12 protein-coding genes are annotated in these 12,335 nt (G+C 57.4%); 3 read left to right on the forward strand and 9 right to left on the reverse strand.

Annotated features, from left to right (window positions below):
* Positions 1-13 precede the first annotated feature (13 nt).
* Entirely contained in the window at positions 14-1,588 is a 1,575-nt protein-coding gene (locus ACR1XU_RS14670) for a lysine--tRNA ligase (RefSeq protein ID WP_170679730.1), read from the reverse strand.
* 239 nt (positions 1,589-1,827) lie between these two features.
* Here ACR1XU_RS14670 and ACR1XU_RS14675 point away from each other — a divergent pair, with 239 nt between their 5' ends.
* The gene (locus tag ACR1XU_RS14675) at positions 1,828-2,235 is read left to right on the forward strand and encodes a hypothetical protein (RefSeq protein WP_170679731.1); all 408 of its coding nucleotides are present in this window, start codon (positions 1,828-1,830) and stop codon (positions 2,233-2,235) included.
* Positions 2,236-2,245: 10 nt separating this feature from the next.
* On the opposite strand, the gene hemF is transcribed toward ACR1XU_RS14675, so the two are convergent.
* From hemF to clpS, 4 genes are read right to left on the reverse strand one after another with little or no spacing between them, the layout of a single operon-like run.
* Positions 2,246-3,130 carry an oxygen-dependent coproporphyrinogen oxidase gene (gene hemF, locus ACR1XU_RS14680; RefSeq protein ID WP_480813121.1) on the reverse strand — a complete coding sequence of 295 codons (885 nt, stop codon included), beginning with the start codon at positions 3,128-3,130 and terminating at the stop codon, positions 2,246-2,248.
* Between the two features lie 5 nt (positions 3,131-3,135).
* Positions 3,136-3,936: an SDR family NAD(P)-dependent oxidoreductase gene (locus ACR1XU_RS14685; protein WP_480904806.1), complete on the reverse strand. Its 801-nt coding sequence runs from the start codon at positions 3,934-3,936 to the stop codon at positions 3,136-3,138.
* 37 nt (positions 3,937-3,973) lie between these two features.
* Positions 3,974-4,939: a class I SAM-dependent methyltransferase gene (locus ACR1XU_RS14690; protein ID WP_170614436.1), complete on the reverse strand. Its 966-nt coding sequence runs from the start codon at positions 4,937-4,939 to the stop codon at positions 3,974-3,976.
* A gap of 53 nt (positions 4,940-4,992) precedes the next feature.
* Positions 4,993-5,334, reverse strand: coding sequence for an ATP-dependent Clp protease adapter ClpS (gene clpS / locus ACR1XU_RS14695; RefSeq protein ID WP_170614437.1), 342 nt, complete (start codon positions 5,332-5,334; stop codon positions 4,993-4,995).
* A 91-nt stretch (positions 5,335-5,425) separates the two neighbouring features.
* Between clpS and ACR1XU_RS14700 the strand changes: the two genes are divergently transcribed.
* A complete protein-coding gene (locus ACR1XU_RS14700; protein ID WP_170614438.1) occupies positions 5,426-6,127 on the forward strand; it encodes an HAD family hydrolase in 702 nt (233 codons plus the stop codon).
* Positions 6,128-6,405: 278 nt separating this feature from the next.
* Positions 6,406-7,806 (forward strand): D-alanyl-D-alanine carboxypeptidase family protein, encoded by a 1,401-nt coding sequence (locus ACR1XU_RS14705; RefSeq protein ID WP_480904809.1) that lies wholly within the window; start codon positions 6,406-6,408, stop codon positions 7,804-7,806.
* A gap of 60 nt (positions 7,807-7,866) precedes the next feature.
* Here the strand turns inward: ACR1XU_RS14705 and ACR1XU_RS14710 are convergent, their stop codons facing one another.
* The 4 genes from ACR1XU_RS14710 to ACR1XU_RS14725 form a co-directional block, all read right to left on the reverse strand.
* A complete protein-coding gene (locus ACR1XU_RS14710; RefSeq protein ID WP_170614440.1) occupies positions 7,867-9,114 on the reverse strand; it encodes a hypothetical protein in 1,248 nt (415 codons plus the stop codon).
* 172 nt (positions 9,115-9,286) lie between these two features.
* Positions 9,287-10,048, reverse strand: coding sequence for a LamB/YcsF family protein (locus ACR1XU_RS14715; protein WP_480904812.1), 762 nt, complete (start codon positions 10,046-10,048; stop codon positions 9,287-9,289).
* Positions 10,049-10,060: 12 nt separating this feature from the next.
* Positions 10,061-11,059 (reverse strand): 5-oxoprolinase subunit C family protein, encoded by a 999-nt coding sequence (locus ACR1XU_RS14720; protein WP_480904816.1) that lies wholly within the window; start codon positions 11,057-11,059, stop codon positions 10,061-10,063.
* On the reverse strand, positions 11,059-11,781 hold the full coding sequence (locus ACR1XU_RS14725) for a 5-oxoprolinase subunit B family protein (protein ID WP_480915622.1): 723 nt from the start codon (positions 11,779-11,781) through the stop codon (positions 11,059-11,061). Before ACR1XU_RS14725 ends, ACR1XU_RS14720 begins: the two co-directional genes overlap by 1 nt.
* Between the last annotated feature and the right edge of the window lie 554 nt (positions 11,782-12,335).

The following is a 12,335-nucleotide window of genomic DNA, read 5'->3' on the forward strand; positions in this document are numbered from 1 at the left end:
GGATCAGGTCAAATCAGGCCAGTTCTCCGGCCAGCGCTTTTTCGATCAGCGCGATGGTTTCAGGCACGCCATAGAGCGCAATGAAGCCGCCGAAACGCGGCCCCTGAGAGGCGCCAAGCAACACTTCGTACAAGGCGGTGAACCAGCCGCGCATCGGATCAAACCGCTCGCGTCCGATGGAATAAACCACTGACTGCAGCGCCTCATCTTCAATCGGGCCGTCATAAACCTCCAGCGCGGCTTTCAGCGCTTCCAGCGCCTCGCGTTCCTGATCCGTCGGTGCGCGATGTTTGCGGGTCGGCTTGACGAAATCATTGAAGTAACGCACCGCAAAGCCTGCCGCCTGATCCAAGTCGGGATGCGTCTCGGCCGTGGCCTCCGGCGCGTAGCGACGGATAAAGCCCCACAGCGCTTCTTTGTCTTCGGCACCAGATACCGATGCCAGATTCAGTAGCATCGCGAACGGAACCATCAGCGTGGATTCAGGGACATCCCCACCATGGATATGCCAAACGGGGTTGTTCAATTGTGCCTTCAGATCCTGCCCCGGATAAGCGCGCAGCTGCTGATGATACTCATCATAGGCCTTTGGGATCACGTCGAAATGCATCCGTTTCGCCGTCTTGGGTTTTTGATACATGAAATAGGCCAGCGACTCGGTCGGCGCATAGGTCAGCCACTCATCAATCGACACGCCATTGCCGGAGGATTTAGAGATCTTCTGCCCGTTCTCATCCAGAAACAGCTCGTAAGAAAAATGCTCGGGCGCGCGACCACCCAGGGCCCGGCAGATTGCGTCGTAGATTTTCTCGTTGGTGGCATGTTCCTTGCCATACATCTCGAAATCCACACCCAGCGCCGCCCAGCGCGCACCGAAATCCGGCTTCCACTGCAGTTTGACGTGGCCACCGGTGACAGGAACCGTCCATTCCTTACCAGTCTCATCGTCAAAGGTCACAGTATAGGTCTCGGCGCAGACCTTTTTCATCGGCACATACATCACCCGCCCGCTTTCGGGGTGCAGCGGCAGGAAGATCGAATAGGTCTGCTGGCGCTCTTCCCGGAGGCTTTTGAGCATGATCGCCATGATCTCGTCATAACGCTCGACCGCACGCTTGAGCACTTCGTCAAACTGCCCGGACTCATAAAATTCCTTGGCCGAGTAGAACTCGTACTCGAAACCAAACGTGTCCAGAAACCGCCGCAGCATCGCATTGTTATGCTCGCCGAAGCTGTCATATTCACCAAACGGATCAGGCACCGAGGTCAGCGGGCGTTGCAGATGCTGCTCCAGAATCTCGGGGTTCGGCACATTGGTCGGCACCTTGCGCATCCCGTCCAGATCGTCCGAGAAGCAGATCAGCTTGGTAGGAATATCCGACAACGCTTCGAATGCGCGCTTGACCATCGTGGTCCGCGCGACCTCGCCGAAGGTTCCGATATGCGGCAGACCGGACGGGCCATAGCCGGTCTCGAACAGCACATACCCCTTATCCGGAGCCCCTTTCTGATAGCGTTTGAGCAACCGACGCGCCTCTTCAAAGGGCCAGGCCTTGGACGACATCGCGGTTTCACGCAGGTCAGACATTTGCTTTGAACTCCATAGGGAAATGCGCAGGTCGCCCGATGCGACCAACCCGGCCTCTCCTATTGTGCCGGTGCAGCATGAGTCAATAAAGGGCGTTCGTTTTCCCGGCAAATTCGAGCCGTCTGCCAAATGCACAGGGGTAAAACACTGAAAAAGGGCAGGCGACCACGGCTTTACTCGTCGCGCAGCACAATTATTATTTTATATCGGATAACTTGGGTTACACGGAGGCGATCAAGATGCGGATTGCAAAGACTGCGGCTCTGGCGATGTTGATCGTCATACCGGGGATAGCACAGGCGGTCGGTTTTGGCATTGCCGTGCGGCCCGCGTTTCGGACCACGGTGACGCCGCTGCCAAACGGTGTCTACGAGGTTGCCGCGATCGGCACTTCTGCCCCGGTGGCGTACTGGTGCGGCATAGGGGATTATGCAATCCGGACGCTGAGAACCAAATCCAACCAACGCATATATATTGCCGGCGCCTATGTGCCCAAAGCAAGGACTGTACAGTTCTCGCTGACACCGCCCGAGGGTGCCGATACCAGCCCGGGCTATTCCGTCACCGTCAAACGGGTAGGCGCGAACATGACGGCGGCCTCAGCACAGGACTATTGCTATGACAATTTCATGGATTTCGGGTTCTGAACGAGATTGATCAGACCCATTTGGCCATAGGCGGCAGGCTCATCAGAACGGCGTCCGGATCGTGCCCGGTTTCCAGTCCGAATTTGGTGCCCCGGTCGTAGACCAGATTGTATTCCGCATAAAGCCCGCGATGCACAAGCTGAGCGTTCTTGTGGATGTCATCAAACCCCTGGACCCGACGCCTTTCCACCAATGGCAGGAACGCAGGCAGGAATGCGCGGCCGATGTCCTGCGTCAGGGCAAAATCAGCCTGCCAGTCGCCGGTGCAGTAATCATCCATGAAGATGCCGCCAACCCCGCGTGCCCGCTTCCGGTGGGGGATATAGAAATACTCGTCAGCCCAATCCTTCAGCCGCGGGTAATGTCCTGGCCCGTGCGGGTCCAGATGGGCTTTTTGGGTGGCGTGGAAATGCGCAGTGTCCTCGTCATATTCAATGCAGGGATTCAGGTCTGAACCGCCCCCGAACCACCAGGCATGAGGTGTCCAGAACATCCGCGTGTTCATGTGCACCGCCGGTACGTGTGGGTTTTGCATGTGCGCGACAAGGCTGATGCCTGATGCCCAGAACCTGGGATCTTCAGTCATGCCCGGAATACCCTTGCGGGCTGCCATGGCCTGCTGCGCACGCTCGCCCAGTGATCCGTACACGGTCGAGACGTTGACACCGACTTTTTCAAAAACGCGCCCACCGCGCAGGACCGACATCAACCCGCCACCTGCGTCCGATCCATCCTCTGATTGCCGCGTGGTTTGTTTGACTTCAAAACGTCCGGCTGCGGCGTCCGAAAACGGCCCGGTCTCATGTGTATCCTCCAGAGACTCGAACGCATCAACGATTTCATCACGCAATTGGCGGAACCATGCGGCAGCGGCGGATTTTTCGTTTTCGAACATTTGTCTCAGTGCGCTGGAGCGGCGACCGGATCCAGCAGGGTTCGGCCTCCGTCGATTGTCATGATCTGACCGGTAATGAAGCCGGCCGCATCAGAGGCCAGAAACTGCGCGGTTTCCGCCAGTTCGTTCGGAGCAGCAATCCGGGCCAAAGGTGTATGTTTTTCAATGTCTTTGCGAAAATCGCGGTTTTCTTTCAGGGTTGATTGCAGTGACGCGCTCATGACCGAGCCCAATGCGATGGAATTTACGCGGATACGGTTCGGCGCCAGTGCAACTGCCAGAGAGCGCGTCATCTGATCCAGTGCAGCGGTCGAGACAGAATAAGCCAGCAAATCGGGGTGCGTGCGCCGCGCCGCTATGGAAGACAAGTTGATGATCGAACCCGCAGGGCCATCATCCTGATCTTCGGCCTGTTTCGTCATGCGTTTGGCAACCAGCTGACTGAGCCGCAAGGCAGGCATCAGGTTTTGGTTCAGCAAATCACGGACCGAGTCGTCTTCCGCATCCAGCGGGTCCGTCTGCCGGACCTGTCTTGATCCATTGACCAGAATATTCACCTGATCGAAGGCATCGATGGTTGCGGAAAGCAAATTGGCAATGGTCAGCTTCTCGCGCAGATCGCCTGCGAAATACCGAATGTTGCTGTCATCTGCCTGTTCCCCCAACTCCTCGATCAATCGCTTTTCGTCCATATCCGCGAACATGACGTTTGCACCCGCATCCGCAAAATGACGGCCGATTGCCAGACCGACGCCGCTGGCACCGCCTGTTACGATTGCGGTTTTGCCTGAAATGGAAAACGACATGAGCTTCCTCCGGAGGTTTGGCGCAGGTTAACCGGGATCACCGGCGAGGGCGAGAGGCGTGGAACACCTTGAAACGGTTGTCACCGGCGACCTCTTCAACTTGCCTGAAACAGTCTGACAACGTGGCCTCATAGGGCAGATGCCGGTTTGCGACGATCCACAGTTCGCCATTGCGGGTCAGGTTGCGTGCTGCCGCCTTGATAAAGTCCTGGCCCAGCGCAGGTTCAGCGCTTCTTCCGGTGTGAAACGGTGGGTTCATTATCACCGTGTCCAAGGGCTCGGGCGCTGTCCACGTCACGGCATCAGCCCAATGAAAACACGCAACCCGAGAAGTCACGTTAGAGCGGGCGCAGGTCAACGCTGTATGATCGGCCTCAACAAGATGCAGCGTGCGAACTTCGGCTCGTTCCAGCAGTTTGGCCGAAAGAAATCCCCAGCCCGCGCCGAGATCGGCAACCCGAGGCCCCGGATTTTCAGGAAGTACCTGCGCCAGCAATGCCGATGCCGGATCAATACCGTCAGCCGAAAAGACACCGGGGGCTGTTAGATAGCCGTCAGCGTGCTGAACTTCCGGCGCGGCCCAGTCGGAAAAGGCCGTTTTGTCGGACTGGAACCAGAAAATCTTGCCATGCGCCTTTGCAATCGGTCCCTCGACAGGCACCCGTTTGCGAACATCTTTGAGAATGCTGTCAACGCCATTCGTTTTGCCGCCGTCGACGACGACCCTACCGCTGGCATGGTGACACGCCTGATGAATCATGGACCGGGCAAGCGCTTTGGCGCGTGGCAAAAAGACAATTGCGTCCTCGCACGGTTCCTCAGATGCCGACGTGACATCGAAACCCAACGTCGCGAAATGGTCGTGGAAGGGTTTGAAGGGCTGAACCAACTGAGTTCCGCGTGGCAGAGCGGAAAGACTGCAATCCGGCGAAGGGCCGATCACGGTCAGCGGCTGCGACAGCACCAGACCGCTTTCCAGAGCAAGATCAATACGTGACGTCATGTGTGATACCGGCAAGAGGTCCGGCTCGGAGCATCAGGCCCGGCCGCTTTTGCTTACTCTTCTCTTTCCATGGTGCATTGCAGGGGGTGTTGGTGCCTGCGGGCGAAATCCATTACCTGTCCCACTTTGGTTTCGGCGATCTCGTGGCTGAAGACACCCACGACGGCAACACCCTTCTTATGGACCGTCAGCATGATCTCGAACGCCTGCGCATGGGTCATCCCGAAGAATCGCTCCAGTACATGCACCACAAATTCCATCGGCGTGTAGTCGTCGTTCAGCAGCAGAACCTTGTATAATGGCGGACGCTTGGTCTTGGGGCGTGTCTGCACAAGGACCGACGAGTTCGCATCGTCGTCCGATTGGTCAGACATCATCCATTGGTAATGCAGCATCGCGTGTAACAATTCGATTCAGGCTTCGGTTTATCTGAGCGCTTATATAACGTCGTTGGCGTCAGAGGAAAGAGCAAGCGGACGTATCGGAATGCATGAAAAACTGACCACCATCGGCTTCGATGCAGACGACACATTGTGGCACAACGAGCGATTCTTTCAGCTCACCCAAGCCCATTTCGCGGATCTGCTGGCCGATCACGCGGACCGCGATCACTTGATGGATCGCCTGTTGGCTGCCGAAAAGCGGAATATCCGGCACTACGGATACGGTATCAAGGGCTTTACCCTGTCCATGATCGAAACTGCGATCGAAGTGACAGAGGATCGGGTGCCCGCATCCGTCATTCGGCAGCTTGTCAATGCGGGGCAGGAGATGCTGGCCCACCCGATCGAGCTTTTGCCGCATGCGCAGGCCGCCATCGAAGGTGTATGTGAAACCCACCGTGTGGTTCTGATCACAAAGGGAGATCTGATCGATCAGGAAAGGAAACTGGCACAGTCGGGATTGGGCGATCTGTTTGATCACGTGGAAATTGTCTCGGAAAAGACACCGGAGGTTTATCGCGGGATTTTCGAACAGCATGGCGATGGTCCGCTGGCTTCCATGATGGTCGGCAACTCGATGCGGTCGGATGTCGTTGCGCCAATTCAGGCCGGCGCATGGGGCGTTCATGTACCGCACGGGCTGGTTTGGGAGGTCGAGCAGGCAGAAACCCCCAGCGACAATCCGCGATTCCACGAGCTTGCGGATCTGGGCGATCTGGTCGATCTCGTCAGGGGACTGACCTGATGTTGCCAATAGGTCTCAGTTTCATAAATTCTTGATCTACCGTGACCAAACCCGAGTCCGGGGTGTGCATCTAGTGGGCGGATTTGGTCGCGCCGCTACATATTGGGGTTTTGTTAGGCGTCACGAATTGGCGAATTGCCCAGCTTTCGGTTTATTTAGCGACAGCCCTGTGCTAGCCTTGTTGCCAACAAAATAAATGAAGCCGACCGGGAAAACCCGGCGGTGCGAGGCAGACAGAGGCAAAGATCGTGCAGATTCGGCGGACAGTTCCAGCCCGAATGGGCTTATTCCTTACAGCACTGTTGTGGTTACTTGTTTTTGTGCCATTGCAGGCCATTGCAGCACCCTACGCGGCGATGGTGATTGATGCGCGCACCGGTGAGGTTCTTCATTCGCGCAACGCCGATACGCGCCTTCACCCGGCCTCTCTGACCAAGATGATGACGCTATACATTGCGTTCGAGGCGGTGCGTAACGGTGAAATCACGCTGGATACGCCGGTTCGGATCACCAGCAAGGCTGCTTCCGAGCCGCCTTCAAAACTGGGCCTGCGGACCGGACAAACCATCGCGTTCCGCTACCTGATCCGCGCAGCCGCAGTAAAATCGGCCAATGATGCGGCCACGGCCATCGGGATTACTCTCAGCGGGTCCGAGGCAGCCTTTGCCCGCCGCATGACGCGGACGGCCAAGGCGATGGGGATGAGCCGCACGACCTTCAAGAACGCGCATGGCTTGACCGAGTCGGGTCATTTGTCGACAGCCCGCGACATGACAACGCTGGGGCGCCATCTGCTTTATGATTATCCGCAGTACTATAACCTGTTTTCGCGTCAGTCGACGCATGCGGGCATTAAGACCGTGCCCAACACCAACCGCCGGTTGCTGGCTGCGTACAAAGGCGCGGACGGGATCAAAACCGGATACACACGGGCTGCGGGCTTCAACCTCGTTGCATCGGCCAAGCGCAAGGATGAACGGATCATTGCAACTGTCTTTGGCGGCAAGTCGGGCGCGTCGCGCAACGCCAAGGTGGCCGAACTGCTGGACATGGGTTTCCGCCGGGCTCCTTCGCGCGCGCCAATTCGCAAACCCGCACGTCCTGCCTATGCAGGAAACGCCGGGCTGGGCAGCGCTACGCAGGTCGCCAGCCTTGTAGGCGCGCCGGAAAAAAGCCTGCGACCGGTCCTTCGCCCAACCGCTGGTGGTGCGGTGCAGGTGGCAGGAACCGTCGCCGAAACAGCAGCCGAGAACGGAGAGCGTATTCAGGACGGGATAGCGGCAGCGATTGCGGCGGCAGATATCGCGCCGACCGCACCTCCTGTCGAAAATTCGGACACGCGTCCGGCGCTTCGCCCGGACAATCTGGTTTTGGCGTCGGCCGAACCTGCAAAGGAGCCCGAACCCGAGCAGGAGGTCGTTACCCGCCTGTCTACGTCAGGTGGGCACCTTTGGGGCGTGAACGTGGGACGCTACACAACCCGGTATGAAGCTGAGAAGATTCTGTTGAAAACGGCGCTGTCGGAGATGACCACGCTGGAAGGCACTTTGCGCAAGGTGAACCACAGCTCGCGCGGGTTTGACGCCACCTTTCAGGGCATGACCCGCGAACAGGCCGATCTGGCCTGCCGCCGCCTGCAGGCGCGCAATATCACATGTTTCATGATCGGGCCATCATAAGGTCCGGCATATTCTCTCCTGGATGGGTCTGGGCTGCGAGTTCCCCTCGCAGCCTTTTTTTCAGTCGAATACGTGGCCGTGTTCGTATTGTTCATCCTGACCGGCGGCGGCTGTCAGGGCAGCGACGTTGTCCTTGGTGAAGAACCCATCATACTTGTGGCAGCGTTCGATGTACTCGGTGATCAGCAATGTATTCTTCGAGTGTTTCGAGAAGATCTGTTTAAGGTTTGGGTCGTCTTTGCATTCGCCCACCACATGGGCCAGAAACGGTACGCCCTTGTCCTTGAGAGTGTTCACCACGAAATCGACGTTCTTTTCACCCGCGCCGTGATCGCCATCCAATATTTCGACGGCCATGTGATGCAGGCGACGTCCGAAATTGCGGACAAAATCCTCGGTCGGCATCGGCAGCTTGGCAAATGAGTTCACGAATGACGGTGTGTTGTTGGCTGTGAACACCTTGGCAGGCGATTTCTTGTCGTCATCGACATTGGCGTTCCGGTTCACGTTCGTAGACGAGTTCATGTCAAAGATGTTGTACGCCCCCCAGAAATAGTAGGGAACCATGGTCAGGAACTCGAGGATCGCATCTTCCCGCTCACCGGCCAGAACACGGGTGGCCAGATGGTCGAACCCCAGCATCAAGGGACCGATCTTGGTGTCTTCTGCAAAGGCCGCCGCCTCGTGCAGCCGCTGCTTCTCGGCGTCGCTCAGCAAGACGCGGTCGCCCAGGCCCAGGCTGTCGGGATCATTGAAATCATGTGAGGAATAGCCGACCCGGTTACAGGTGAAATCCGACGGGGTGGTAAAGCGGAATCCGTCCAGCGTGTAAAACGGGTTCTCGGTATCACCGCTATATTCAAATCGGATGTTCTGATCTTCCAGCGTTTTGCTCAGATCATTCAGGTCCGAGGCCGCGAACACCTCACCTACGTAGCGGGTTTGCGGTGTTTTGCGCGCCAGAGGGTACATGCGGTTGATGCGGGGTATGAAATCCTCGAACGTGTCGCTCAGCGGCGCCATGATGATCAGCGACGGATATTCGGGATGAGAGTGCATTACCGCGAATTTGTGCGTCGCCCCAAGATAGCTTGCCGAGTGGCGATACGGCGTCATCACGTAAAGTTCGACCATCGTGTCGAACAACGCATTCGGTTCGACCTGAATGACAATCGCCCGCATTGGTCCGACCTGATCAGCAATTCCGGAACTGGTCCGCCGCTCATAAATCATTGGCAGATACTCAGCGAAAAATTCGGAATTCTTCTTGTCGCCTCTGGGCTGATACGACATCAGGTCGAAAGACATTTGTGTGCCTCCTTGCGAGAAAACAGGCTGCGACAGGATTGGCCGGACCAACCATCGCGAATTACGTTATTTTAATTACAGTATTCAGAACATGCACTTGCGCACATGCTAGGGGCTGGCCGACAATCGGGCAACAGTAAGATACTGGGGGCAGATGGTCGCGAAGACCTGTCTATCTGGTGAATTTTGTGACCTCGACCCCGCCGTCAATCAGGTTCTGACGTACCGAGCGGGCGATTTGAACAGCGGTCGGTCCGTCGCCGTGCAAACAGATCGTGTCAATCGAAGTTTCCAGCCGCTTCCCGCTTTCGGTGATGATTGCGCCCTCCCGGACCATGTTCAGAATGCGTGGCCCGGCGATGTCGGCGTCGTGAATGACGGCTCCGGGCAGGCTGCGGTCGACCAGAGTGCCATCATCGTTGTAAGCGCGATCGGCGAAGATCTCGCCCACCCAGTTGCAGCCCAGTTCGCGCACGGCTTCTTCCTGCCGGGTTACTGCCAGAACCATTATGATGATGTCCGGGTCCACGTCCAAGGCACCCTGATAGCAAGCCCGCGCCATGTCTAGATCGACCGAGCACATGTTGGCCAGCGCGCCATGAAGCTTCAGGTGGCGTACATGGGTCCCCACTGCTTTCGCCACCCCAATGGCGGCGCCCAATTGATACCGCACCAGATTGCGCAGGCTGGCATGCGGCACTTTCATGTTGCGCCGTCCGAAGCCCTGAAGGTCCGCGAAGCCGGGATGCGCGCCAATGCCGACGTCATTTTCAGCGGCAGTGGCCATTGCTTTTGCCATCACATCCGGATCGCCCGCGTGAAAGCCGCAGGCTATATTGGCCGAGGTGATGATCTTTAGCAGGTTCTCGTCGTCCCCCAATTTCCAGGGTCCAAAGCTTTCACCCATATCGGCATTCAGATCGACGCGGGGCATCGGCATATCTCCTTAGTCGGTGGCAGAGACGACTCCGCCGATCAATTGGTAAGACAACAGGTCGGTGATGTCATGCGGATCGCGCACAAGTGCCTCGACACGGCCCGGCAGGCGCTCAAGTTCAGATTGGTAAGCGGCATGCAGGTTCAGGGCCTCGTCCATGGTGACAAACGAAAACCGAATCTTTCCACTCGCCGGGGTCTGCGCAGCGCGCGGCAAATCGCATGGTAGAACGGTAGCGATACGCGGGTAGCCTCCGGTGGTCTGGCACTCGGGCAGCAGAATGAAGGGGTTTCCAGTGCCGGTCATCTGGATGTCGCCGGGCGTAATGACCTCGGACAGAATATTGAGCTGGCCTTTGGCGGCAAAGCCGTCGCCATCACTCTCCAGTTGCATGCCCATCCGATTGGCCCGCGCGCCCCGCCGGAACTCGGTGGCGGCAAAGCGATCAAGGGTTGCATTGTCAAAGAGAGGGGTCTGAAAACTTCTGACAACGCGCAGTACGCCACCCGAAAACCGATCATCGGGGCGCAGTTTCATCCCAGTATTGCCGTTGTCAGATCCAGCGACCAAAACATCGCCAGGCTGCAATGGTTGCCCGATCCTGGCGGTCAGGTGGGTCGAGCGGGACCCAAGAAAAACCTCGGCATCAACGCCACCGCCCAGATGCAGGTAGCCATAGTTGCCTTGAAGCGCCGCCCCGATTACCAATCGCTGCCCGGTCTCCAAACTGTGCGAGGCGTGCCACGCGACGGCGCTGCCATCAATGCTGGCCTGCATTGGTGCACCGGTCAAAGCGATGCGAATGGTCCGGGTGGCTTCGAACTCTCCTCCGGTCCCCGCCAATTCCAAAGCTGCACGTTCCGGGCTTTGCCCCAACAGGGCCGCGCCTTCGTGCAATGCAAGATTATCGGCGGCTCCTGACCTTGAAAGACCTTGATCCAGATAGCCAGAGCGTCCCTGATCCTGGAGCGTGCAAGACGGGCCAATGCGATGGACGATCAGACTCATCAGACAATCTCCTGAAAGGTCGCGCCACCTGTGCCGTCACTGTTTGTTGCCTGAATATGTTCCAATTCCTCACGCGAGACAGGTTCGAATTGCATTTCGTCCCCTGGGTTCAAGGCAAAGCACGGATCGCTCTCGGGCCGGAAACAGCGAAAGGCAGTCTGCCCTACATGCCGCCACCCGGTCGGCGTTGGACCGGAGAACAGCACGAATTGGGAGATTGCCAGAACCAAAGCCCCTTCTGGCACCATCGGGTTCAAATCCTTCAGCCTGGGAATGTTGAACTCCGGACCCAATGGTCCGAGATATGGCTGCCCCGGCGCAAAGCCGATTGTCAGCACACGAACCCGGGACTGGCCAAGCCGATCAATCGCTTCACTTGCTATCAGCCCGGCCGCCCTGGCGGCGTCCTCCAGTTGGGGTGCCAGTTCCGTGCCAAATACCGTTGGCACTCGCCACAGCTTGCGGCCCGAAGGCAAAACAGCATTGTACCAGTCGCGCTGTTTCAGAAGCGCTTGGACGCGAATCTCCAACTCACGATAGTGCAGGCGTAACGGATTGAAGCGAATGTAGACCGACGCAAGTGAGGCCGACGTCTCAAGCACACCTTCCCAGTTCCGGCTTTCAACCTCTGTCCGAAACGCCAGCGCTGCACGATTTGACCGTTCTGTCATGGTATCGGCGTAGGTCACCAGAATGCCGTCAAGGCCGACGGTTCGAACCATTGGGAAAGGATCAACGGTATTCATGTTTTTCCAAAGCCAGCACAGTTTCAGTCGCCCGGGAACCTGACCGCATCTGACGTGCGTGTGCAAGTGTTTGGCTGGATGTATCTCCGGTTATCGCCTGTTGGCAAACGGGTGCGGGAAATCGATCACCAATGTGCCTTGTTGTGTGAATCGTATCGCCAAACTTGGCGATTCAGACACGGAAAGACCGGCGACTCGCACAATCCGAGTCGTGGCTTCTTGTGTAGTGTATCCACGTAGCCTCTATATATTGTGTGCTGGTGCTGGTCCCCGTACGATTCCAACAAAGGGTTCCGCCTGCTAACCGTGATGAGGGTATGGATTCTAGGGCAGTATGGCATCTTATAATATTGATATTATTTCAGAAAATCGCTCTTCGCAAAAAATTTCCGCAGAACGTGTTTTTTCGCTTGCGGCTGATAGGTGTTATGCTTAGAACCCCCTTCACCGGCGCTGCTGAGGCGGTGCTGACGGGTCGGGGAGACGGCCTGACGGACTGGAAAGACGGTTGAGACGCTCGGGAGAGACCG

It is taken from the genome of Ruegeria sp. D1(2025) (assembly GCF_056536425.1).